The sequence below is a fragment of the Rathayibacter sp. VKM Ac-2928 genome (assembly GCF_022815545.1).
Taxonomy (GTDB): Bacteria; Actinomycetota; Actinomycetes; order Actinomycetales; family Microbacteriaceae; genus Rathayibacter; species Rathayibacter festucae.
Genome location: NZ_JALGRU010000001.1, coordinates 1,285,977 through 1,309,039 on the forward strand (window position 1 = coordinate 1,285,977; position 23,063 = coordinate 1,309,039).

Below are 23,063 nucleotides of genomic sequence, written 5' to 3' on the forward strand. Positions count from 1 at the left end.
CTGCTCGATCAGTATTGACGTGGCCTCAGTGCATGCCGGTGGAGCTGCCGCGAAGCGTCCTCTCAGATGCATGCTGGTCGAGTAGCCGCGCAGCGGCGTATCGAGACCCGCCCCGCTCAGCGCGCGATGTCCGCCAGGGTCGCGCCCGTCGCGGCGACGAGGTCCGCCGGCGCGAGCTCGATGTCGAAGCCGCGCCGCCCGCCCGAGACGAGCACGGTGTCGTACAGCTCCGCCGTCTCGTCGAGCACCGTGCGGTGCCGCGTCTTCTGCCCGATCGGCGAGATGCCGCCGAGCACGTAGCCGGTGCCCCGCTGCGCCAGCGCCGGGTCGGCCATCGCGGCTCGCTTGCCGCCGACCGCCGCCGCGAGCTCCTTGAGCCCCAGCTGCCCGGTCACCGGCACGATGCCGACGACCAGCTCGCCGTCGACGTCGACCAGCAGCGTCTTGAACACCCGCTCCGGCTCCACCCCGAGCGCCTCGGCCGCCTCGCCGCCGTAGCTCGCCGCCCCGGGATCGTGCCGGTACTCGCGCGGCACGAAGGCGATCCCCGCCGCGGTCAGCGCGAGCGTCGCCGGAGTCCCCGGTCCGCCCTTCATCAGCTCGCGGCGGCCGGACGCGGGCCGTGCGCGGCGAAGAGCTGCATCGACGTGCCGGCGACGCGGACGACCTGCCCCGGCTCGAACGACTCGCCGTGCTCGAGCGGCACCGACTCCTCGCTGCTCCAGAGTCGCGTGTACCCGGTGACCCCCTCGCTCTCGGCGAGGACCACCGAGGTGTCCGCCTCGACTCCGTGCACGATCAGCAGGACGCGGTCGAACTCCTCCGTCTCGGGAGTCGACGCGGCGAGGTACTGCAGCGTGCGGTTCTCCGCCGAGGTCCAGTCGTGCTCCGACATCGTCCGCCCGTGCGCGTCGAACCACTGCATGCTTGTGGCTCCCGGTGTCACCGCACCGCCGCGCCCGTAGTGCGAGGGCCGCAGCGCCGGGTGCTCGCGGCGCAGGCGGATCAGCGTCCGTGCGTGCTCCCGCAGCTCGAGCTGCCAGTCGCTGCGCCCGTCCCAGCGCAGCCAGGTGAGGTCGGAGTCCTGGCAGTAGGCGTTGTTGTTGCCGCGCTGGCTGCGGCCGAACTCGTCGCCGGCGGTGATCATCGGGACGCCGGCCGAGAGCAGGAGCGTCCCGAGCAGGTTCCGCATCGCCTTCCGCCGGCCCCGGTTGACGCCGTCGTCGGCGGTCGGGCCCTCGAAGCCGTGGTTGAATGAGCGGTTGGTGTCGGCGCCGTCGCGGTTCGACTCCCCGTTGCCGATGTTGTGCTTGACGTTGTAGGAGACCAGGTCGGCGAGCGTGAAGCCGTCGTGCGCCGTGACGAAGTTGATGGAGGCGAGCGGCCCGCGCTCGAGCGAGAACGTGTTCGACGAGCCGGAGAGCCGGGTCGCGAAGCCGCCGATGCCGACCGGCGCCGTTCCCGCGCGCCGGGCGTAGTCGATGTCCGAGAGCCAGAAGTTGCGCGCACGGTCGCGGTAGCGGTCGTTCCACTCCGACCAGCCGTCCGGGAAGTTGCCGGTCTGCCAGCCGCCCATGCCGACGTCCCAGGGCTCGGCGATCATCTTCACGTCGGCGAGCGACGGGTCCTCGACGGCCGCGCGCAGCAGCGGGTGGTCGCGCTGGAAGTGCGCGATCTCGTCCCGCCCCAGCGTCGCCGCGAGGTCGAGACGGAACCCGTCGACCCCGACCTCGTCGGACCAGTAGCGGAGCGAGTCGAGCACCAGGCGCTGCGCGACCGGCCGGCCGAAGTCGATGGTGTTGCCGCAGCCGGTCACGTCGATGTAGTGGCCCTCGCCGGTCTGGCGGTAGTACGCCTGGTCGTCGATCCCGCGCAGACTCGAGCGCGGACCCTGTGGCCCCTCCTCGGCGGTGTGGTTGTAGACGACGTCGAGGATCACCTCGAGCCCGGCCTCGTGCAGCAGCTTGACCATGCCCTTGAACTCGCGCAGCACCGCGGTCGGGCCGCCGCGCTGGGCGGCGGGGGAGGCGTAGGCGGCGTGCGGGCTGAAGAAGTTGAGGGTGTTGTAGCCCCAGTAGTTGGTGAGCCCCTGGCGCAGCAGCCGCTGCTCCGAGACGAACGCGTGCACGGGGAGGAGCTCGACGGCGGTGACCCCGAGGTCGAGGAGCGACGAGACGGTTGACTCGTGCGCGAGGCCGGCGTAGCTGCCGCGCAGCTCGACGGGCAGGGCCGGGTTGAGCTTGGTCAGGCCCTTCACGTGCGCCTCGTAGATCACGGTGCGATCCAGCGGCGTGCGCGGCTTCTCGGAGGAGCCCCAGTCGAAGGAGTCGTCCACGACGACGGAGCGCCACTCGTTCTCGGCGACCCGGTGCAGCCCGCGGGAGTAGGGCTCGAGCAGGGGGACCCGCGGATCGAAGCGCCCGGGGACGCCGGAGGGCCCGTCCACCTTGATCGCGTAGCGGCGGCCGACGGTCAGCTGCGCGGCCCGGGCCGACCAGACGGCGTCCTCCCCGCGCACCAGCGGCACCGTGCGGGTGACCCAGCTCGGGTCCTTCTCGTCGTAGAGCAGCAGATCGATGGCGGTCGCGTGCTCCGACCAGACCCGCAGCTCACCGCCCTCCGCGTCCACGACGACTCCGAGGCGGGCCAGGGAGTCGCGTGTCTGCATGCGACCTACAGTAGTGAGGGGCCGGAGACCTGCTCCGCACCCCGGACGCGGGACGGAGGGCGCCATGATCTATCTCGACCACGCGGCGACCACCCCGCTCCGGGCCTCGGCGCTCGCCGCCTTCGCCGAGGCGTCCGCGCAGCCCGGCAACCCCTCGTCGGTGCACGGCTCGGGCCAGGAGGCGCGCCGCCGGCTCGAGGACGCCCGCTCGGCGATCGCCGTCGCCCTCGGCTGCGAGCCGATCGAGGTGATCCTCACCGCGGGCGGCACCGAGGCGATCAACCTGGCGCTCAAGGGCCTCTACTGGCAGCGCCTCGCGGAGTCCCCGGCGCGCACGCGCATCCTCGTGCCCGGCGGCGAGCACCACGCCACGATCGACACGGTGGAGTGGCTCGCGGCCCACGAGGGAGCCCGGATCGAGTGGCTCGCGCTCGACGCGGAGGGGACGCTGCGGCCCGAGACGCTCGAGGCGGCGCTCGCCGCGGATCCCGGCTCCGTCGCGCTGGTCTCCGCGCTCTGGGTGAACAACGAGATCGGCACGATCGCGCCGGTCGCCGAGCTGGCCGCGGTCTGCGCGCGGGCCGGCGTGCCGTTGCACCTCGACGCGGTCGCGGCGCTCGGCCACGTGCCGCTCGAGATCGCGGCGGTGCGGCGCGCCTCCGGCTCCCGCGACGGCGCGGGTCTCGTCGCGGTCAGCGTCTCGGGGCACAAGGTCGGCGGGCCGATCGCGACCGGCGCCCTCATCCTGGCGCGCGACGCCCGGGTCGTGCCGGTGCTGCACGGCGGCGGCCAGCAGCGCGGCGTCCGCTCGGGCACCCAGGACGTCCCCGGGGCAGCCGCGTTCGCGGCGGCCGTGATGGACGCGGTCGCGGAGCTGCCCGGCGAGGCGCTGCGACTGGCGGCTCTGCGCGATCGGCTCGTCGCGGGGATCCTCGCGGCCGTCCCCGGTGCGACGCTGACCGGGCCGGCCGTCGACTCCGGCCGGCGGGTCGCGAGCAACGCGCACGTCGCCTTCCCCGGTGCGCAGGGCGACTCGCTCCTCTTCCTCCTGGACATGGCGGGCGTCTCGGTGTCCACCGGCTCGGCCTGCACGGCGGGCATCCCCGAGCCCTCGCACGTGGTGCTGGCGCTCGGCCGCAGCGAGGACGAGGCGCGCGGCGTGCTCCGGATGACGCTGGGCTGGACCACGACGGACGCTGACGTCGACGCGCTGCTCGCGGCGCTGCCGGACGCGTACGCGCGGGCGGCCCGCGCCGGGTTGTCCAGCCGCGCCGTGCTGCCCGGCTGACGCCGCCTCCGCGCGCCCGCCCGCCCGGTCCGTTGTGCAGGCGTCCGGCGCGAGTCGCCCGCTCCTCCGTGCAGGTCTGCACCGAACGCACGCGATCGCCTGCAGATCGGACGCGACGGGGGACGGACCGCCGCGAATCGCGCACACCGCACGCCCGCCGCCCGCTCGTAGACTCGGACGGTGAAGGTTCTTGCGGCGATGAGCGGTGGAGTGGACTCGGCGGTGGCCGCGGCCCGCGCGGTGGAGGCGGGGCACGAGGTGGTCGGCGTGCATCTCGCGCTGAGCAGGATGCCCGGCACGCTGCGCACCGGCAGCCGCGGCTGCTGCACGATCGAGGACTCGATGGACGCCCAGCGCGCCGCGAACGTCCTCGGCATCCCCTACTACGTGTGGGACTTCTCCGAGCGGTTCAAGCTCGACGTGGTCGACGACTTCGTGGCCGAGTACGCCGCCGGCCGCACCCCCAACCCGTGCATGCGCTGCAACGAGCGGATCAAGTTCGCCGCCCTGCTCGAGAAGGCGCTCGACCTCGGCTTCGACGCCGTCTGCACCGGCCACTACGCCTCCCTCGAGACCGCGGCCGACGGCAGCCCCGAGCTGCACCGCGCGAGCGACGAGGCGAAGGACCAGTCCTACGTGCTCGGCGTGCTCACCACCACGCAGCTCGAGCACTCGATGTTCCCGCTCGGCTCGACGCCGTCGAAGGCGGTCGTCCGCGCGGAGGCGGCCCGCCGCGGCCTGAGCGTCGCGAACAAGCCGGACAGCTACGACATCTGCTTCATCCCCGACGGCGACACCCGCGGCTGGCTCTCGGAGCGCGTCGCCCCCGAGACCGGGGCGATCGTCGACCGCGACGGCGCGGTGGTGGGGGCCCACGAGGGTGCCCACGGCTACACGGTCGGTCAGCGCCGGGGCCTGCACCTCGGCGTGCCCGCGCCGGACGGACGACCGCGCTTCGTCCTCGAGGTGCGGCCGAAGACGAACGAGGTCGTCGTCGGTCCGCGGGAGGCGCTGCGCATCGGCGAGATCGCCGGCGCGCGCTTCACCTGGGCCGGCGCGGCGCCGGAGGACGCGTCGACGCCGTTCCGCTGCGACGTGCAGATCCGCGCACACGCCGACCCGGTCCCGGCGACCGCCGTGGTGTCGGACGTCTCTGGGAAGGTGGAGCTCGTGATCACTCCCGACTCGCCGCTCGACGGCGTCGCCCCCGGCCAGACGGCCGTCGTCTACCTCGGCACCCGCGTGCTCGGCCAGTGCACCATCGACCGCACGGTCGCGGCCGACCTCGTCGGTGCCTCCGCGAGCGGGGCGGTGCTCTGATGGCCGCGACGTCCGAGGCGGGCGCGACTCCGGCGGCGGACCTCGATCCGGCGCAGCGCGTCGACGAGCTGCGCGCGCGGATCCGCTCGGCGAGCGAGGACTACTACGCGGCCGACGCCTCGCCGCTCGCCGACGCCGAGTACGACGCGCTGGTCCGCGAGCTCGCCGAGCTCGAGACGGCGCACCCCGAGCTGGCCAGCGAGGACTCGCCGACGCAGACCGTCGGGGGAGTGGTCGCCGCCGGTCTCGACCCGATCGATCACGCCGAGCGGATGCTCTCGCTCGACAACGTCTTCTCGGCCGAGGAGCTGCGCGAGTGGTGCGACAAGACCGTCGCCTCCGCCGCCCGCCCGGTCGCCTGGCTGACCGAGCTCAAGATCGACGGCCTCGCCATCTCGCTGCACTACGAGAACGGCCGCCTCGTCACCGCGGCCACCCGCGGCGACGGGCGGACCGGCGAGGACGTCACCGTCAACGCACTGCGCGTGGCGGGCATCCCTCAGCAGCTGGCGGGCGAGGGGCACCCCGCGCTGGTCGAGGTCCGCGGCGAGGTCTTCATCCCCGTGCGCGAGTTCGCGGCACTGAACGCCCTGCAAGAGACCCTGCGGGACGAGGCCGTCGAGGAGGCGCGCGAGCGCTGGTCGGCCCGGCCGAGCGCCACCCGCAAGCCCTTCGACGAGGAGCGGGTCCGCGACAGCGCCCTGCGCCGCTTCCCCACCTTCGCCAACCCGCGGAACGCCGCGAGCGGCGGGCTCCGCCAGCAGCTCGACAAGAAGTCCGGCCTCGACCTCCGCGCCGGCGAGGCGCGCGTCGGCTCGCTCGCGCTCTACGTGCACGGCATCGGCGCCTGGCCGGACCCGCCGGTGCAGAGCCAGTCCGAGGTCTACGGGCTGCTCGCCTCCTGGGGGCTGCCGGTCAGCGCGCACAACCGGGTGTCGGAGTCGGTGGACGAGGTCCTCGCCTTCGTCGAGCAGTACGGCCGCGAGCGCCACTCGGTCGAGCACGAGATCGACGGCGTCGTCGTCAAGGTGGACGAGCTGGAGCTGCACGACGAGCTCGGCGCCACCAGCCGCGCCCCGCGCTGGGCCATCGCCTACAAGTACCCGCCCGAGGAGGTGCACACCAAGCTCCTCGACATCGTCGTCAGCGTCGGCCGCACCGGCCGGGCCACCCCGTTCGCGCAGATGGAGAAGGTCAAGGTCGCCGGCTCCGAGGTGCGCCAGGCCACGCTGCACAACGCCGACGTGGTGAAGGCCAAGGGCGTGCTGATCGGCGACACCGTCGTCCTGCGCAAGGCCGGCGACGTCATCCCCGAGGTGCTCGGCCCGGTGATCGAGCTGCGCGACGGCAGCGAGCGCGAGTTCGTGATGCCGACGCAGTGCCCCGAGTGCGGCACGACCCTCGCTCCCGCCAAGGAGGGCGACGTCGATCTGCGCTGCCCGAACGCCCGCTCCTGCCCCGCGCAGGTGCGCGGCCGCGTCGAGCACATCGGCAGCCGCGGCGCGCTCGACATCGAGGTGCTCGGCGAGGTGACCGCCGCGGCGCTGACCCAGCCGTTCGTGCCCGCGGAGCCGCCGCTCGACACCGAGGCGGGCCTGTTCGAGCTGCGGATCGAGGACGTCTTCCCGATCGAGGTCGTCGTCCGCGACAGCGAGACCGGGCTGCAGAAGCTCGACGACCGGGGCGAGGCGAAGGTCGTCGGCCCGTTCAAGCGCAAGCGGCAGAAGCGCGACGGCCCGTTCGACCCGGAGGCGGAGGTGTTCGGCGGCGACGCCGAGTACGTGCCCTCGACGACCGGCCTCGCGCTGATCGCCAACATCGAGAAGGCGAAGACCTCGCCGCTCTGGCGCTTCCTGGTCTCGCTCAGCATCCGGCACGTCGGCCCGGTCGCCGCCCGCGCCCTGGCCGGGCACTTCGGCTCGCTCGACGCGATCCGCGCGGCCAGCCGCGAGGAGCTCGCGGCGGTCGACGGCGTCGGCGGCATCATCGGCGACGCGGTGCTCGCCTGGTTCGAGGTCGACTGGCACGCCGAGATCGTCGACCGCTGGGCGAAGGCCGGCGTGCAGTTCGCCACGCCCGGCCACCCCGGCCCCGGCGCGGCCGACGCCGCGGGCGGCGTGCTCGCCGGGCTGACCGTCGTCGCGACCGGCTCGCTCGAGGGCTACAGCCGCGAGGGGGCACAGGAGGCGATCCTCGCCGCCGGCGGCAAGGCCGGCTCGAGCGTGTCCAAGAAGACGCACTACGTCGCCGCGGGGCCCGGTGCCGGGAGCAAGCTCGGCAAGGCCGAGGCGCTCGGCGTGCGGATCATCACCGCCGCGGAGTTCCACCTGCTCGTGACCGAGGGGCCCGAGGCGATCGCGCTGCCCGAGGAGGCGGCCTCGGAGGAGACGGCCGGCGACGCGCCAGTGGCCGACGCGCCCGCCGCCGACGGCACCGACCCGGTCGCCGCCGAGGCGCCGGCCGACGAGACCGCCGATGCGTCGACCGCCGATGCGCCCGCCGCCGAGGAGACCCCCGACGCGGATGCCTGACCGGCCCGGCGAGGAGCGGCGGGCGTTCCTCCGCCGCTCCCTCGCCGAGGCCGCCTCGACCGCGCTGGACGCCGCCGCCCGCGCCGTGCCGCTCACGACTCGCGAGCGCGAGGCCGCCGCCGCACTGGCCCGGATCGACCACCTCGTCGTCGTCTCCTTCGCCGGCCGGCCGCGCCGGGAGGTCTTCGGTGCCCTCGACGGCGAGCCGGGCACCGACTTCGCGGGCGGCACCGACGAGGTGCTGACCGCCCCCGGCCCCGGAACCGAGGGCGACCGCTTCGCCCACGCGATGCTCCCCGTGCACACGCTGCTCGCGCAGTCGTTCGCGCGCGCCGACCACTGGCGCGCGGACGGCCGTGACCCGCTCCGCTCACTGCTCGACTCGGCCAGGCACGTCGGCACCCCCTGGTGCCTGGTCGTCGACGACCGGCAGGGTGTCTCGACCACGCTGCTCGCCGACCCCGAGTGGCCGCACCACGACCCCGCGGCCGTCGCCGCCGCCGAGGGAGTCCTTCTCCCGCTCTCCCGTCTCGCGGAGGCGGCCGCCGCGGGCACCCTGCCGCCGGTCGTCCTGGTCGAGCCCCGCTCGCTCGTCGATCCGGCCGACTTCGCCGCCGCCGACGATCCGAGCGCCTCGCGGTCCGCGGACGCGCGGGTCGCCGAGCGGCTCCTGCACGAGACCGTCGACGCGGTCCGGGCGGCGGAGTCGGCCGGCCGCCGAGTGCTCCTGCTCGTCATCGCGCGCGGACCGGCCGGTCGCCCCGGCGACGTCCCGGCCCTCCTCATCGCCTCGAGCGCGCGGCCCGGTGATCGTCTGACTGCCCGGCTCGGCCCGGCGACTCCCGCCCTCCTGCACCGCGCCCGCTTCGCCGCGGACCGCCGGGCGCTGGCGGACGACGGCGTGCTCGCCGTCGCCGAGGCGCTCTCCGGGCCCGCCCGGCCGCTGTCGCGCTACCCGCGCACGGCACCCGCCTTCGCGCCGGAGGACCGGGAGCGCTCGATCGGGCCGGCCCTGGCCGCAGCCCTCGCCGCGGCAGGCGTCAGCGGCGCGCCCATCGACGTCGATCAGGCCCTCATGATGCTCCGAGCCGCCGCCCCGGGCGCGTCGCTACACTCCCGGGAGGCACGGATCCGCAGCACGCGGGAAGGGCGGGACGCATGAGCGGCACCGACGGCGGCGGCGATCGCACCCCGCGAGACGATGCCCCTCGTTCGCGCTCCCGCCGCCGCTTCCTGGCCGGCGGCGCGGTCGCCGGCGGAGTCGCCGCCGCGGGCCTCACCGGCGGAGCGATCGGCGCGGCCGTCGCCTCCGGCCGGGACCGCGAGGCGGAATCGCCGCTGCCCGAGCGCAGCGAGCCGGGCTTCGACCACGTCGTCGTCGTGATGTTCGAGAACCGCTCCTTCGACAACATCCTCGGGCAGCTCTACACGGCCGACGGCCCGCCCGCGGGCGCGACCTTCGAGGGCCTGCAGAGCGGCGAGCACTCCAACACCACCGCCGCGGGTGACACGGTCGCCGCGCACGTCTACCAGGGCGCGACCGACACCGTCATGCGCCAGCCCGATCCCGACCCGGGCGAGGAGTACCCGCACGTCAACACCCAGCTCTTCGGCACGATCGACCCGCCGTCGAACGCCGGGGCGTCCGTCGGCGCGATGACGGCCCCCTACAACGCGCCCGCCGACGCCTCCGCGCCGACGATGAGCGGGTTCCTCGAGGACTACGTGCAGAACCTCCGCCACCTGAAGAAGGGCGAGGAGCCGACCCGCGAGGAGTACGGCACCATCATGGGCGGCTTCTCGCCCGACATGCTGCCCGTCTTCTCGACACTGGCCCGCGAGTTCGCCGTCTTCGACCACTGGTTCTGCGCCGTCCCCTCGCAGACCTTCTGCAACCGCTCGTTCTTCCACGCCTCGACCTCGCACGGCTTCGTCACCAACAAGCACGGCGGCGGCTACGAGAAGTGGCTCGCCGACGACCTCGCCGACGCGCCGACGGTCTTCAACCGCCTCGAGGAGGCCGGGAAGAGCTGGCGGGTCTACTTCGACGCGCTCCAGGTCGTCTCCTACACCGGCTTCCTGCACGCGCCGGCGCTCGAGAAGTACTGGAAGACCAACTTCGCCCCGATGGAGCAGTTCCACGCGGACGTCGCGAACGGCGAGCTGCCCGACTACGCCTTCGTCGAGCCGCGGCTCGTCTTCGACCACAACGACATGCACCCGCCGACGGGCGTCCTGCACGAGGACGAGGTCGACGGGCAGCCGCTCTACGACAGCGCGCTCTCCGACGTGCGCGCGGGGGAGCTGCTGCTGCACGAGATCTACTCGGCGATCCGCGAGAGCGCGTCGACGACGGGCTCGAACGCGATCAACACCCTGCTGCTGGCCACCTTCGACGAGCACGGCGGTCTCTACGACCACGTGCCGCCGCCCGCCGCGACCCCGCCCGGCGACGGCCGCGAGGGCGAGATGGGATTCGGCTTCGACCGCCTCGGCTGCCGCGTGCCGGCGATCGCGATCTCGGCCTACACGCGGGCGGGCACGATCCTGCACGACGAGATGCATCACGGCGCCCTGATCCGCACGCTCAGCCGCCTGCACGGGCTCGAGCCGCTCACGGCGCGCGACGCGGACGCGCCCGACCTCTTCGGCGTGGTCACCCTCGACACCCCGCGGCAGATCGACGACTGGCCGACCACCGTGCCGCAGTACCTGCCGCCGAATCCGGAGGCGACCCCGCCGCACCCGGCCAACGCGAACAGGGACAAGCCGCTCAGCCCGCCGGCCCTCGGGCTGATGGGCCTGCTGCTCGCCCGCTACGGCGAGCCCGGCGACGACCTGCCGACCACTTACCAGGGCGCCTACGAGGCGCTGCTGAAGCACGGCACGAGCCTCTTCGGCACCGGCACAATCACTGCCTCGCCCACCGCCTCGCCCACCGCGTCGCCCGGGGCCTGAGCGGAGGGAGCGTCGGTGCCCCTGGCTAGACTGGACGCCGATTCCCACGAACCACCCGACGGAGACGCATGTCCGAGATCACGGCCGACACGGTCGCCCATCTGGCCTCGCTGGCCAGGATCGACCTCACCACCGAGGAGATCGAGAACCTCACCCGGGAGCTCGGTCAGATCGTCGACTCGGTGACGGCGATCCAGGCCGTCGCCACCCCCGACGTCCCGGCCACCAGCCACCCCATCCCGCTCGAGAACGTGTTCCGCCCCGACGTCGTGGGCGAGACGCTGACCCTCGAGCAGGCGCTCTCCGGTGCTCCCGAGCACGACGGCAGCCGCTTCCAGGTCTCCGCGATCCTGGGGGAGGAGCAGTGAGCGCCCACGGCGACGAGCTCGTCCGCCTCAGCGCCTCCGCCCTCGCCTCGCACCTCGCCGACGGCTCCGTCTCCTCGCGCGAGGCGACGCAGGCGCACCTCGACCGCATCGCCGCCGTCGACGGCGCAGTGCACGCCTTCCTGCACGTCGCGGGCGACGCCGCGACCGCGACGGCCGACGCGATCGACCGCCGCCGCGCCGAGGGCGAGTCGCTGCACCCGCTCGCCGGCGTCCCGCTCGCGGTCAAGGACGTCATCGTCACGAACGACATGCCGACCACCGCGGGCTCGCGCATCCTCGAGGGCTGGCGCCCGCCGTACGACGCGACCGTCATGCAGAAGGTCCGCGCGGCCGGCCTCGTGCCGATCGGCAAGACCAACATGGACGAGTTCGCGATGGGCTCGACCACCGAGCGCTCCGCCTACGGCCCCACCCACAACCCGTGGGACCTCGACCGCATCCCCGGCGGCTCCGGCGGCGGCTCGGCCGCGGCCGTCGCGAGCTACGAGGCGCCGCTGGCCCTCGGCTCGGACACCGGCGGCTCGATCCGCCAGCCCGCGCACGTCACCGGCACCGTCGGAGTCAAGCCGACCTACGGCGGGGTCTCCCGCTACGGCGCCGTCGCCCTGGCCTCGAGCCTCGACCAGATCGGCCCGGTCTCGCGCACGGTCCTGGACTCGGCGCTGCTGCACGACGTCATCGCCGGGCACGACCCGCGCGACTCGACCTCGCTCCGCGACGAGTGGCCCTCCTTCGCCGATGCGGTCCGCCGCGCCGACGTGAAGGGCCTGCGGATCGGCGTACTCAAAGAGCTCGACGGGGGAGAGGGCTTCCAGCCCGGTGTCCTCGCGCGCTTCCACGAAGCCCTCGCGGTGCTCGAGAAGGCCGGCGCCGAGATCGTCGAGGTCAGCGCGCCGAGCATCGAGCACGCCGTCGCGGCGTACTACCTGATCCTCCCCGCGGAGGCGTCGAGCAACCTCGCGAAGTTCGACTCCGTCCGCTTCGGCCTGCGGGTCACCCCGCAGGGCGGCGGCACCGTCGAGCAGGTCATGGCCGCGACCCGCGAGCAGGGCTTCGGCCCCGAGGTGAAGCGCCGGATCATCCTCGGCACCTACGCGCTCTCGGCCGGCTACTACGACGCCTACTACGGCAGCGCGCAGAAGGTGCGGACCCTGGTCCAGCGCGACTTCGACGCCGCCTTCGCCTCGGTCGACGTGATCGCCTCGCCGACCGCGCCGACCACCGCCTACCGGCTCGGCGAGAAGCTCGACGACCCGCTGGCGATGTACCGGGGCGACATCGCCACCATCCCGGCGAACCTGGCCGGCATCCCCGGCATCTCGGTCCCCGCCGGTCTCGCCGACGAGGACGGCCTCCCGGTCGGCGTCCAGTTCCTGGCCCCCGCCCGCCAGGACGTCCGGCTCTACACCGTCGGCGGCGCGCTCGAGGCGCTCCTGGAGGAGCAGTGGGGCCACCCGCTGCTCTCGCAGGCGCCCGATCTCGCCGCCGCCCAGCTCTCCGCCCCCCAGGAAGGTGCCGTCTGATGGCCTCCGCGCACGCGTCCGCCCCCGAGCTGATGGACTACGACGAGGTCTTCGAGCGCTTCGAGCCGGTCCTCGGCTTCGAGGTGCACATCGAGCTCAACACGAAGACGAAGATGTTCTCGGACGCCCCGAACATCGCCGGCTCCGAGCCGAACACGAACACGACGCCCGTGTGCCTGGGCCTGCCCGGCTCGCTGCCGGTCGTCAACGAGCAGGCCGTCCGCTACTCGATCAGCCTCGGCCTCGCGCTCGGCTGCTCGATCGCGCCGTCCAGCCGCTTCGCCCGGAAGAACTACTTCTACCCGGACATGGCGAAGAACTACCAGATCTCGCAGTTCGACGAGCCGATCGCGTTCGAGGGCTCGGTCGAGGTCGAGCTCGCCGACGGCAGCGTCGTGCACATCCCGATCGAGCGCGCGCACATGGAGGAGGACGCGGGCAAGCTGACCCACGTCGGCGGCTCCACCGGCCGCATCCAGGGCGCGGAGTACTCGCTGGTCGACTACAACCGCGCCGGCGTCCCGCTGGTCGAGATCGTCACGAAGCCGATCCACGGCGCGGGCAAGAGCGCTCCGGAGTACGCGAAGGCCTACGTCGCCACCATCCGCGACATCGTCCTCGCGCTCGGCATCTCCGACGCGAAGATGGAGCGCGGCAACCTCCGCTGCGACGCGAACGTCTCGCTCAAGCCGATCGGCCAGGAGAAGCTCGGCACCCGCACCGAGACCAAGAACGTCAACTCGCTCCGCTCGGTCGAGCGCGCCGTGCGCTACGAGATCCAGCGCCAGGGCGCGATCCTCGCCGCCGGCGGCACGATCACCCAGGAGACGCGGCACTGGCACGAGGACACCGGCCGCACCTCGGCCGGGCGCCCGAAGAGCGACGCCGACGACTACCGCTACTTCCCGGAGCCCGACCTGCTGCCCGTGGTGCCGAGCCCCGAGCTGATCGAGGAGCTGCGCGCCGCGCTGCCCGAGAAGCCCGCCGCCCGCCGCCGCCGGCTGAAGGCCGACTGGGGCTTCACCGACCTCGAGTTCCAGGACGTCGCGAACAGCGGTCTCCTGGTCGAGATCAGCGAGACCGTCGCCGCCGGCGCCTCGCCGCAGGCCGCCCGCAAGTGGTGGACCGGCGAGATCGCCCGGCTCGCCAATGCGGCGGGGCAGGACCCGGCCGAGCTGGTCGCTCCCGAGCAGGTCGCCGAGCTCGCGACGCTGATCGACGCCGGCACCCTCACCGACCGGCTCGCCCGCGAGGTGCTCCAGGGCGTCATCGCCGGCGAGGGCACCCCGCAGGAGGTCGTCGACGCCCGCGGGCTCGCGGTCGTCTCGGACGACGGCGCCCTCATCGAGGCGATCGACGCCGCCCTGGCCTCGCAGCCCGACGTGCTCGTGAAGATCCGGGACGGCAAGGTCCAGGCCGCCGGCGCGGTCATCGGCGCGGTGATGAAGGCGATGAAGGGCCAGGCCGACGCCGCCCGCGTCCGCGAGCTCGTCCTCGAGCGCGCGGCCGGCTGAGTCGATGCGCGGGGAACGGACGGCGGCGTGAGCACCCTGCCCGGCGACGCGTCCGTCCCCGCTCGGCTCGATCTGCCGGGCGGGGCGTTCCTCCGCCCGCTCGTGACGAGCGACGCGGATCTGCTGCACCCGGTGATCGGGCAGCGCCGCGGCTGGCTCGCCGCGCTGCTGCCCAAGGGCGACCCGAGCGGCCTGCCCTCCGCCTCCCCGGGTGACGACCTGCGCGCGCTCCGGCGGCTCGAGACCGCCGCGCGCGAGCGGCGCCTCTTCGCCTACCTCCTCGTCGGCGCGGACTGGACCGAGGTCCTCGGTGCCCTGAGCGTCCGGCCCGTCGGCGACGACCACGGCGAAGCGTCCTGGTGGGTGGTGCCGAGCCTCGTCGGGTCCCGCCTCGAGGAGGAGCTCGACGCCTACGCGCGACGCTGGCTGCTGCTGCGCTGGCCGTTCGAGCGCGTCGAGACCCCCGACAACCACCCCGAGGAGCCGGCCGCCCTGGCCGGGGCCAACCTGCTCCCGCTGCTCCCCGAGACTCCGGCGCGCACGCCGCTGCCCGAGCCGGACCCCGCGGCGGCGGAAGTACTCTGGGCCGCCTACCGGGCGCACGAGCCGACTGCGCCCGAGGAACTGCCCCTCGTCGAGTCCTTCGGCGACTCGGTCGAGCTCGCCGACGAGCTGCTCGCCCTGGTGCGGCGCGGCGTCAAGACCGCGACGGCCTCGCTCGTCGGCGACGAGCCCGTGCTCCGCGTCGGCGACCACTGGATCGTCTGCGACGGCGCCGGTGTCGCCCGCGTCGTGCTGCGGACCGTCGAGATCCGTCTCGGTCCCCTCGACAGCGTGGACGACGCCTTCGCCTGGGACGAGGGCGAGAACGACCGCTCGCGGGAGTCCTGGCTCGCCGGGCACCGGCGCTACTTCGAGCGCGAGTCACCGGGCGGCATCGGCACCGTCGTCTTCGAGCGCTTCCGCCTGGTCTGGCCGGAGGAGGATGCGACCGTCGCCGCGGGCTTCTCGCGGCGGATCGCCTCCGAGCGGCCGGACGGCGCACCCTAGGCCGGTTCGGGGGGTTCCCCTGATGCTCCACTCAGCGGCCCTGCGTCAGAGTGGAGGCATGGCTACTCTCGTGCGCCCCCGTCGGGGCAAGATCATCGCCGGCGTCTGCGCCGGCCTCGCTAACCGCTTCGGCTGGAGCCCCTTCCTGGTCCGGCTGCTCTTCGTGCTCTCCTGCCTGCTCCCCGGGCCGCAGATCATCGCGTACCTCGTGATGTGGGTGGTCGTCCCGAAGCAGAAGTGATCCCGGCGCTCCTCCGCCCCTCCGCCTCCCTCGGGAGCGGTGGCGGGGGAGCGTCTCTCTTCACGTGGTGAACGTTCACGGCGACGTACCGCGCCACGCTTGACCCGACCCCTCGTGCCGCTCTACCGTGATGCGTGAACGTTCACGTCGACGACGCCGCGAAAGGGCTACGCATGACCGACTCCACCACGACCACCGCCACCGCACCGGGCTGGGCGGTGCTCGGCCCCGGCAGCATCGCGCGCCGGTTCCTCTCCCAGCTCCCGGCGAGCAGCCGCGGGGCCCGGCTCGTCGCGGCGGGCAGCTCCGATCAGGGGCGCGCCGCCGCCTTCGCCGCCGAGGCCGTCGAGCACGGCTTCCCGGACGCGACCGCCGGCGACTACGCCGCGGTCCTCGCCGATCCGCAGGTCAGCGCCGTCTACATCTCCACGGTGCACACCGGCCACGCGGCGCTCGTCCTCCAGGCGCTCGAGGCCGGCAAGGCCGTGCTCTGCGAGAAGCCGCTCGCCGTCAATCACGGCACCGCGATGGCCCTGGTCGACGCCGCCCGCAGCGCCGGGCTGCCGCTGGTGGAGGCGTACATGTACCGCTTCCACCCGCAGACCGCCGCGCTGCTCGACCTCGTCCGCGACGGCGTGATCGGCGACGTCGTGCACATCGACGCCTCCTTCTCCTTCCGCACCGGCGCCCGCGAGGGCCGGCTGTACGACGTCGCGACGGCCGGCGGCGGCATCCTCGACGTCGGCGGCTACACCGTCACCGCCGCGGCGGCCGTGGTCCAGGCCGCGACCGGCGTCGCCGTCGCCGAGCCCGTCGAGTTCGACGCGCAGGGCATGCTCGGCCCGACCGGCGTCGACGAGTGGAGCGTCGCCCGCGCGACCTACCGCGGCGGCATCACCGCGACCCTCCGCACCGGAGTGGCGCTGGACGACGTGAACGCCCTGACCGTCCACGGCACTCGCGGCCGTCTGCACGTGGCCGACCCGTGGTTCGGCGCCGCGGAGACGGGCATCGAGATCAGCGTCGTGGGCGAGGAGCCCCGCCTCGTGGCCTTCGAGGGGGAGAGCCCCTACGCGCTCGAGGCGGACGCGACGACCGACGCCCTGGCCGCCGGCGCTGTCGAGGTGCCGCAGATGACCCTCGACGAGACGCTCGCGACCGCACGCACGCTCGACCGCTGGCGCTCCGCGGTCGGCCTGCGCTTCCCGTTCGAGGTCGAGACCGCGGACATCCCCACCGTCTCCGGTCGGCCGCTCCGCATCGCGGCGGACGCCCCGATGCTCTCCGGTGAGATCCCCGGCGTCGGCAAGCGGATGTCGCGGCTCGTGATGGGCGTCGACAACCAGCCCGACCTGGCGCACGCCTCGGCGATCTTCGACGCCTTCGTCGAGCAGGGCGGCACCGCCTTCGACACCGGCTACATCTACGGCGGCGGCGTGCTCGAGGGCCGTCTCGGGCAGTGGATCCGGAACCGCGGCATCCGCGAGGACGTCGTCGTGATCACCAAGGGCGCGCACACCCCGTACTGCGATCCGGAGTCGCTCACCCGCCAGCTGCTCGAGAGCCTCGAGCGCCAGGGCACCGACTACGCCGACATCTACCTGATGCACCGCGACAACCTCGAGGTGCCGGTGGGCGAGTTCGTCGACGTGATGGACGAGCACCAGCGCGCCGGGCGGATCCGCGCCTACGGCGTCTCGAACTGGACGCCCGCACGCTTCGACGAGGCGCAGGAGTACGCCCGGGCCAACGGCCGGGCCGGCTTCCAGGCGCTGAGCAACCACTTCGGCCTGGCCGAGGCGTACGACGTGCCGTGGGACGGCTGCGTGCACGTCACCGACCGGGCCTCGAAGGAGTGGCTGGTCGAGCGGCAGATCCCGCTGCTGCCGTGGTCCTCGCAGGCCCGCGGCTTCTTCACCGGCCGCGCCCGACCGGATGACACCAGCGACGCCGAGCTGGTGCGCTGCTACTACGGGCCGGACAACTTCGAGCGGCTCCGCCGGGCCGAGCAGCTGGCGGCCGAGCACGGCGTCGGAGCGACGGCGATCGCCCTGGCCTACGTGCTCGCGCAGCCGTTCCCGACCTTCCCGCTCTTCGGACCGCGCACGATCACCGAGCTGCGCTCGTCGATGCGCGGCCTGTCGATCGAGCTGACTCCGGAGCAGACGGCGTGGCTCGACCTCCGCGCCTGAGCGGTGCCGAGGCCGGCGGTCGCGCGACGATTCACGACGTCGCCGCGGCCGCCGGGGTCTCCCGCCAGACCGTCACCCGGGCGATGAACGGCATGCCGGGCATCAGCGAGGAGACGAAGCAGCGGGTCCTCGAGGCGGCGGAGCAGCTGTCCTACCGGCCGTCGCGCTTCGGCCGCGGCCTGGTGACGGGTGGCGAGCACCAGCTCGGGCTCGTCGTCGACGACCTGCGGAACCCGTGGTCGCCGGAGCTCGCCTCCGCCGTCGTCCGGGTCGCCGCGGCGCGGGGCTGGAACGTCTCGCTCGCGGACGTCGGCCTAGCCGCCGACTCCGACCGGATGATCCAGGCGCTCGGCGCGCAGACGGACGCGGTGATCGGCACCTTCGGCGATCGGGCTGCCGAGTGGATCGAGCGGCTCGGCTCCGTGCCGGTCGTCGAGCTCGATCCGACCGGGGACCCGCTGAGGGGCGCGGTGCTGCTCGACCATTCCGACGCGGTCGGGGCGCTGGCCGAGCACCTGGCCGAGGTGGGGGTGCGGCGTCCGGTGGTCGTCGACGTGTCGCGGGACGCGCGGCCGAGCCCGCGGGCGGAGCTCCTGCTGGGCGCCTTCGCCGCGCACGGGCTCGAGGCCTCGGTCGTCCGCGCGGACGTCCCGACCGCGCAGGCCGCGGCGGAGGCGACCGAGCGGATCGTCGCGCGGCCGCGGGTCGCGGATGCGATCGTCGCCTTCAACGACCTCTGCGCGCTCGGCGTGCTCTCCGCCTGCCGCCGCGCGGGCGTGGACGTGCCCGGTGACGTCCGGGTGGTCGGCATCGACGGCCTCTCGATCGGGCGGCTGCTCGCCCCGACGCTGACGACCCTCGCCGTCGACCTCGACGAGCTCGCCCGGCACGCCCTCGACCTCGCCGTCGCCATGATCGCCGGTGAGCTCCCGAAGGGGGGCCCGTCGGTGCACCGCACCGTCCGTCACCAGCTCGTCCTCCGCGAGTCCGCCTGACCCCCGCGGAGGTCTCGCGTGCCGCGAGCCGCGCCGTCATGCTGGTCGAGTAGCCCCGGAGGGGCGTATCGAGACCCGCCGTCATCAGCAGGGCGGGTCTGCAGACTCGTCTTCTGATGCTGGTGGATCTCGATACGCCCGCTGCGCGGCCTACTCGATCAGCATGAAAGGCGGGCGTTCCTCTGAGGTGGCGCCCTCCTGCTGGTCGAGTAGCCCCGGAGGGGCGTATCGAGACCCGCCGTCGTCAGCAGGGCGGGTGTGCAGACTCGTCTTCTGACGCTGGTGGATCTCGGTACGCCCGCTCCGCGGCCTACTCGATCAGCAGGGAGACGGAGTGGCGCTTCGCGCCACCTCTCCTGTCTCCGTCGACGGCTGACGACCGACGCTGGGCTCGCTCTGAGTGAACCCTCAGCGATCCCTGCGGAGGGAGGCATAGCGTTGCGCTGTGCGTGCGCATCCTGCCGCGCCGAGGAGGAGATCATGGGATTCCTGGACCGACTGCTGGGCCGCGAAGAGCGACCCGAGGAGCGCCGCGCCGCCGCCGGCTACCCGGCCCCTGCGGCCGCGGAGCGCCGCGCCGACGCCCCGTCCTACGGCACCCCGCCCGCGCAGTCCGCGCGCAGCAAGGACGAGATCGCGATCGAGCGCTACCGCTACCTCCTCCGCACCGCGCCGCCCGAGGCGATCGAGCAGGTGCACCGCGAGGCGTTCGAGCAGCTCACGCCCGAGCAGCGCCAGCAGGTCTTCCGCGAGCTCAGCGAGGGCGCGCCCGCGGGCGACGCCCCGCGCGCCGACGACGCGCAGTCGCTCGCCCAGTCCGCGACCCGCAGCGAGCTGCGCCAGCCCGGCTTCATGGAGCGGCGCTTCTCCGGCGGCGGCGGCGCCGGCGGCATGGGCTTCGGCGGCGTGCTCGCCTCATCGATGCTCGGCACCATCGCCGGCTTCGTGATCGGCTCGGCCATCGCCGACGCGTTCATCCCCGACGGGGTCGGCGAGTCGGTCCAGGCCGACGGCGGAGACGGCGGAGACGGCGGAGACGCGGGAGCGGACGGCGGCGACGCCGGTGCCGGCGACGCAGGAGGCGACTACGGCGGGGGAGACTACGGCGGAGGCGACTTCGGCGGCGGAGGCGACATCGGCGGAGGCGGCGACTTCGGGGGCGGCGACTTCGGCGGAGGCTTCGACTTCTGACCCCCGCGAGTCCTGAGGCCGGCGAAGGACCGCCCGGCCTCAGGACTCGTCGAGCAGCAGCGCCTTCACCTCGCGGCGCAGCACCTTCCCGATCATGCTCCGCGGCAGCTCGTCGACGACGACGATCCGCTTGGGCACCTTGTAGGGCGTGAGCGCCTCGCGCACGGTGCGGCGCGCCTCCTCCTGATCGAGGTGGGCACCCGGCTCGAGGACGACCGCGGCAGCGACCTGCTCGCCGCTGCGGGCGTCCGGCAGGCCGACGACGGCCACGTCGCGGACGGCGGGCAGTCGGCGCAGCACTTCCTCGACCTCCGACGGTGAGACGTTGAACCCGCCGGTGATGATCAGCTCCTTGATCCGATCGACGATGGTGACGAAGCCGTCCTCGTCGATCGTCGCGATGTCGCCGGTGCGGAACCAGCCCTCGGCGGTGAACACGGCCGCGGTCTCGTCGGGCTTGCGGTGGTAGCCGCGGAACACCTGCGGGCCGCGGACGACGAGCTCGCCCTGGCCGCCGGCCTCGACCTCGGTCTCCGGGTCCTCAGGATCGACGATCCGCACGTCCGTCCCCGGCAGCGGCAGCCCGACGGTCCCGGCCCGGCGCGCGGTGCTGACCGGGTTCGCCATCAGCACGGGCGAGGTCTCCGACAGCCCGTAGCCCTCGACGAGCGTGCCGCCGGTGAGCGCCTCGAACGACTCGACCAGGTCCGGGTCGAGCGGCATGGCGCCCGAGATCGCGATCTCGATGCCCTGCAGCGAGACGCCCTTCTCCTTCGCGCGGAGAGCGAGCCGCTCGGCGATCGGCGGGACCGCAGGCAGGAACGTCGCCGGGTGCTTGCGGACGACCTTGAGGACGAGGTCCGGATCGAACTTGGGGAACAGCACGAGCCGCGCACCCATGCTCATCGCGAAGGTGAGGCAGAGGGTCAGCCCGTAGGCGTGGAACATCGGCAGGACCGCGTAGACGACGCAGTCGCCGCGGCGCACCGTCGGCACCCACGCGCGGGACTGCGCGGCGTTGGCCGTGAGGTTGAGGTGCGTCAGCTCCGCGCCCTTCGGGGCGCCGGTCGTGCCGCTGGTGTACTGGATGACCGCGAGGTCCTCCGCCGTCGGCCGCGAGTGCGCCGGGTCGAGACGGCGGCGCAGCAGCGAGTCCCACTCGATCGCGCCGCGGACCTTCCCGGTCAGGGCGGCGCGCGACTCGCGGGCCTTGCGGATCGGCAGCCGGAGGGCCGCGCGCATCGGCGCGGGCATCGCCCGGGTCAGGTCGACGGAGACGATCGTCTCGACGCCGAGGTCCTCGGGGAGGTCCTGGACGAGCGGCACCACGCGGTCCCAGGCGATCGCGACCCGCGCGCCGTGGTCCTCGAACTGGTGCCGCAGCTCGCGCGGCGTGTAGAGCGGGTTGTGCTCGACGACGACCGCGCCGAGACGCAGGACCGCGTAGAAGGCGACCACGTGCTGCGGGCAGTTCGGCAGGATCAGAGCGACCGGGTCGCCGGACCGGACGCCGAGCCGGCGCAGGCCCTCCGCGGCCTTCTCCACGTCGTCCGCGAGCTGGGCATAGCTGGTCGAGCGGCCGAAGAACTCGAGCGCGACCTGGTGCGGATAGAGCCGCGCGGACTCGGTGACGATGTCGACGAGCGAGCCGGTCGGGAGCTCCAGCTCCTCCGGCACTCCCTCGGCGTAGCTGCGGATCCAGGGGCGGGGGGGGGGGGGGGGGGCCCCCCCCCCCCCCCCCCCCCCCCCCCGAGGGTCAGATCACTTCTGATACTTCGCGGCGACCTTCTCCGCGAGGGCCTGCCCGTCGGCGACGGCGTCCTCGACCGAGGTCTGCCCGGCGATCGCCGAGCTGATGGACTGCGACGCCTGAGTGGCCATGTCGGCGAACTCGGGGATCGCGACGAACTGGATGCCGGGCGCGGGACGCGGCTGGACACCCGGGTCGTCGGGAGTCGCGCTCTGGATCGCGTCGCGGGTCTGCTCGTAGAACGCACCAGCGGACGCCTGGTAGTCGGCGTTGTCGTAGGTCGAGGTGCGCTTGCCGGCGGGGACGCTGGACCAGCCAATCTGCTCACCGACGAGCTGCTCGTACTCCTTGCTCGAGGCCCACTCGATGAACTTCGCGGCGGCGTCCTGGTTCTTCGCGGCCTTCTGAATGCCCCACGCCCACGAGTACAGCCAGCCCGAGCTCTCGGTCTCCACGACCGGCGCGGCGACGTAGCCGAGCTTGCCCTTCACGGGCGAGTCGTCGGCCTCCAGCGAGCCGGCGGCGGCGGTGGAGTCGTACCACATCGCGACCTTGCCCTGCTGCAGGTTGTTGAGGCACTCCGTGTAGCCGGCCTGCGAGGCGCCGCTCTCACCGTGCTGCTGCACGAGGTCGACGTAGAACTGCACGGCCTCGGTGAACTCGGGGCTGTCGGCCTGCGCAGTCCAGTCCTCGTCGAACCAGGTGCCGCCGAAAGTGTTCACGACGGTCGTGAGCGGGGCGTAGACCTGGCCCCAGCCGGGCTGACCTCGGAGGCAGATGCCCTTCATGCCCGGCTCGACGCCGTCGACCTGCGCGGCGAGGTCGGCGACCTCCTGCCAGGTGGGGTTGTCCGGCATCGTGACGCCGGCCTTCTCGAAGACGTCGGTGCGGTACATCAGGAACGACGACTCGCCGTAGAACGGCTCGGCGTAGAGCTTGCCGTCCTCGGCGGTGAGGGACTTCGTGATCGGCTCGAGCACATCGGCCTGGTCGAAGTCCTCGCTGGCGGCGACGGTGTCATCCAACGGGGTCAGCCAGCCGTTCTTCGCGAACGTCGGCACCTCGTAGTTGCTGATGCTCGCGACGTCGTACTGGCCAGCCTGTGCGGAGAACTCCTGCGCGATCTTCGCGCGGACATCGTTCTCGGGGAGAACGGTGTAGTTCACCTTGATGCCGGTCTCCTTGGTGAAGTTGTCGGCAGTGAGCTTCTGCAGATCGGTCATCTGCGGGTTGTTGACCATGAGGACGTTGACCTCGTCCGCTCCGCCGCCGGAGGAGGTGTCGCCTCCGGCACCGCCGCAAGCGGTGAGAGCGAACGCGAGGATCGTGGTTCCGGCGATTGCGGAGGCGATACGCCTGCCTCTTGTGACCATGGAAGGACTCCTTCGTTCTTCGGCTCCCGACCCACCGCCGTGGTGGATCGGCCGGCATCCGAACCCCCGAGACGGGTGCC

Annotated in this window: 17 protein-coding genes; 13 read left to right on the forward strand and 4 right to left on the reverse strand. The window is 73.4% G+C overall.

Going from position 1 to position 23,063, the window contains the following annotated elements; all coding sequences use genetic code 11:
• Positions 1-116: 116 nt before the first annotated feature.
• Positions 117-596 carry a Cys-tRNA(Pro) deacylase gene (ybaK, locus tag MT350_RS06010; protein ID WP_243615529.1) on the reverse strand — a complete coding sequence of 160 codons (480 nt, stop codon included), beginning with the start codon at positions 594-596 and terminating at the stop codon, positions 117-119.
• Positions 596-2,668 carry a glycogen debranching protein GlgX gene (glgX, locus tag MT350_RS06015; protein WP_243599129.1) on the reverse strand — a complete coding sequence of 691 codons (2,073 nt, stop codon included), beginning with the start codon at positions 2,666-2,668 and terminating at the stop codon, positions 596-598. The genes ybaK and glgX overlap by 1 nt, the downstream gene beginning before the upstream one ends.
• 64 nt (positions 2,669-2,732) lie before the next feature.
• On the opposite strand from glgX, the gene MT350_RS06020 reads away from it, so the two are divergent.
• From MT350_RS06020 to MT350_RS06080, 13 genes are all read left to right on the forward strand, one after another.
• Positions 2,733-3,956: a cysteine desulfurase family protein gene (locus MT350_RS06020; RefSeq protein ID WP_243599130.1), complete on the forward strand. Its 1,224-nt coding sequence runs from the start codon at positions 2,733-2,735 to the stop codon at positions 3,954-3,956.
• Positions 3,957-4,136: 180 nt separating this feature from the next.
• The gene (mnmA, locus tag MT350_RS06025) at positions 4,137-5,276 is read left to right on the forward strand and encodes a tRNA 2-thiouridine(34) synthase MnmA (RefSeq protein ID WP_243599131.1); all 1,140 of its coding nucleotides are present in this window, start codon (positions 4,137-4,139) and stop codon (positions 5,274-5,276) included.
• Positions 5,276-7,807, forward strand: a complete 2,532-nt coding sequence (gene ligA / locus MT350_RS06030) for an NAD-dependent DNA ligase LigA (RefSeq protein WP_243615530.1) — start codon at positions 5,276-5,278, stop codon at positions 7,805-7,807. The genes mnmA and ligA overlap by 1 nt, the downstream gene beginning before the upstream one ends.
• Positions 7,800-8,969 carry a hypothetical protein gene (locus MT350_RS06035; RefSeq protein ID WP_243615531.1) on the forward strand — a complete coding sequence of 390 codons (1,170 nt, stop codon included), beginning with the start codon at positions 7,800-7,802 and terminating at the stop codon, positions 8,967-8,969. Before ligA ends, MT350_RS06035 begins: the two co-directional genes overlap by 8 nt.
• A complete protein-coding gene (locus tag MT350_RS06040) occupies positions 8,966-10,765 on the forward strand; it encodes an alkaline phosphatase family protein (RefSeq protein WP_243615532.1) in 1,800 nt (599 codons plus the stop codon). The genes MT350_RS06035 and MT350_RS06040 overlap by 4 nt, the downstream gene beginning before the upstream one ends.
• 68 nt (positions 10,766-10,833) lie before the next feature.
• Complete coding sequence (gene gatC / locus MT350_RS06045; protein WP_123445757.1) at positions 10,834-11,133, forward strand: Asp-tRNA(Asn)/Glu-tRNA(Gln) amidotransferase subunit GatC; 300 nt, start codon at positions 10,834-10,836, stop codon at positions 11,131-11,133.
• Complete coding sequence (gatA, locus tag MT350_RS06050; protein ID WP_243615533.1) at positions 11,130-12,677, forward strand: Asp-tRNA(Asn)/Glu-tRNA(Gln) amidotransferase subunit GatA; 1,548 nt, start codon at positions 11,130-11,132, stop codon at positions 12,675-12,677. The genes gatC and gatA overlap by 4 nt, the downstream gene beginning before the upstream one ends.
• The gene (gatB, locus tag MT350_RS06055; RefSeq protein WP_243599135.1) at positions 12,677-14,191 is read left to right on the forward strand and encodes an Asp-tRNA(Asn)/Glu-tRNA(Gln) amidotransferase subunit GatB; all 1,515 of its coding nucleotides are present in this window, start codon (positions 12,677-12,679) and stop codon (positions 14,189-14,191) included. Before gatA ends, gatB begins: the two co-directional genes overlap by 1 nt.
• A 27-nt stretch (positions 14,192-14,218) precedes the next feature.
• Positions 14,219-15,241 (forward strand): ASCH domain-containing protein, encoded by a 1,023-nt coding sequence (locus MT350_RS06060; protein WP_243599136.1) that lies wholly within the window; start codon positions 14,219-14,221, stop codon positions 15,239-15,241.
• Positions 15,242-15,299: 58 nt separating this feature from the next.
• Positions 15,300-15,482 carry a PspC domain-containing protein gene (locus tag MT350_RS06065; protein WP_123445760.1) on the forward strand — a complete coding sequence of 61 codons (183 nt, stop codon included), beginning with the start codon at positions 15,300-15,302 and terminating at the stop codon, positions 15,480-15,482.
• Positions 15,483-15,655: 173 nt separating this feature from the next.
• Positions 15,656-17,674, forward strand: a complete 2,019-nt coding sequence (locus MT350_RS06070; protein WP_243615534.1) for an aldo/keto reductase — start codon at positions 15,656-15,658, stop codon at positions 17,672-17,674.
• A complete protein-coding gene (locus MT350_RS06075; RefSeq protein ID WP_243599138.1) occupies positions 17,653-18,669 on the forward strand; it encodes a LacI family DNA-binding transcriptional regulator in 1,017 nt (338 codons plus the stop codon). The genes MT350_RS06070 and MT350_RS06075 overlap by 22 nt, the downstream gene beginning before the upstream one ends.
• A gap of 480 nt (positions 18,670-19,149) precedes the next feature.
• Entirely contained in the window at positions 19,150-19,860 is a 711-nt protein-coding gene (locus MT350_RS06080; protein ID WP_243599139.1) for a hypothetical protein, read from the forward strand.
• A gap of 39 nt (positions 19,861-19,899) precedes the next feature.
• Here the strand turns inward: MT350_RS06080 and MT350_RS06085 are convergent, their stop codons facing one another.
• Together MT350_RS06085 and MT350_RS06090 are read right to left on the reverse strand one after the other, a co-directional pair.
• The gene (locus MT350_RS06085) at positions 19,900-21,537 is read right to left on the reverse strand and encodes a long-chain-fatty-acid--CoA ligase (protein WP_374206630.1); all 1,638 of its coding nucleotides are present in this window, start codon (positions 21,535-21,537) and stop codon (positions 19,900-19,902) included.
• A gap of 84 nt (positions 21,538-21,621) precedes the next feature.
• Entirely contained in the window at positions 21,622-22,983 is a 1,362-nt protein-coding gene (locus MT350_RS06090) for a sugar ABC transporter substrate-binding protein (protein ID WP_243600189.1), read from the reverse strand.
• Positions 22,984-23,063 lie beyond the last annotated feature (80 nt).

Bases quoted from the DNA above. Each gene is read 5' to 3' on its own strand.
- ybaK (WP_243615529.1), bottom strand. From the start codon at position 596: ATGAAGGGCGGACCGGGGACTCCGGCGACGCTCGCGCTGACCGCGGCG.
- glgX (WP_243599129.1), bottom strand. From the start codon at position 2,668: ATGCAGACACGCGACTCCCTGGCCCGCCTCGGAGTCGTCGTGGACGCG.
- MT350_RS06020 (WP_243599130.1), top strand. From the start codon at position 2,733: ATGATCTATCTCGACCACGCGGCGACCACCCCGCTCCGGGCCTCGGCG.
- ligA (WP_243615530.1), top strand. From the start codon at position 5,276: ATGGCCGCGACGTCCGAGGCGGGCGCGACTCCGGCGGCGGACCTCGAT.
- MT350_RS06035 (WP_243615531.1), top strand. From the start codon at position 7,800: ATGCCTGACCGGCCCGGCGAGGAGCGGCGGGCGTTCCTCCGCCGCTCC.
- MT350_RS06040 (WP_243615532.1), top strand. From the start codon at position 8,966: ATGAGCGGCACCGACGGCGGCGGCGATCGCACCCCGCGAGACGATGCC.
- gatC (WP_123445757.1), top strand. From the start codon at position 10,834: ATGTCCGAGATCACGGCCGACACGGTCGCCCATCTGGCCTCGCTGGCC.
- gatB (WP_243599135.1), top strand. From the start codon at position 12,677: ATGGCCTCCGCGCACGCGTCCGCCCCCGAGCTGATGGACTACGACGAG.
- MT350_RS06065 (WP_123445760.1), top strand. From the start codon at position 15,300: ATGGCTACTCTCGTGCGCCCCCGTCGGGGCAAGATCATCGCCGGCGTC.
- MT350_RS06070 (WP_243615534.1), top strand. From the start codon at position 15,656: ATGACCGACTCCACCACGACCACCGCCACCGCACCGGGCTGGGCGGTG.
- MT350_RS06080 (WP_243599139.1), top strand. From the start codon at position 19,150: ATGGGATTCCTGGACCGACTGCTGGGCCGCGAAGAGCGACCCGAGGAG.
- MT350_RS06090 (WP_243600189.1), bottom strand. From the start codon at position 22,983: ATGGTCACAAGAGGCAGGCGTATCGCCTCCGCAATCGCCGGAACCACG.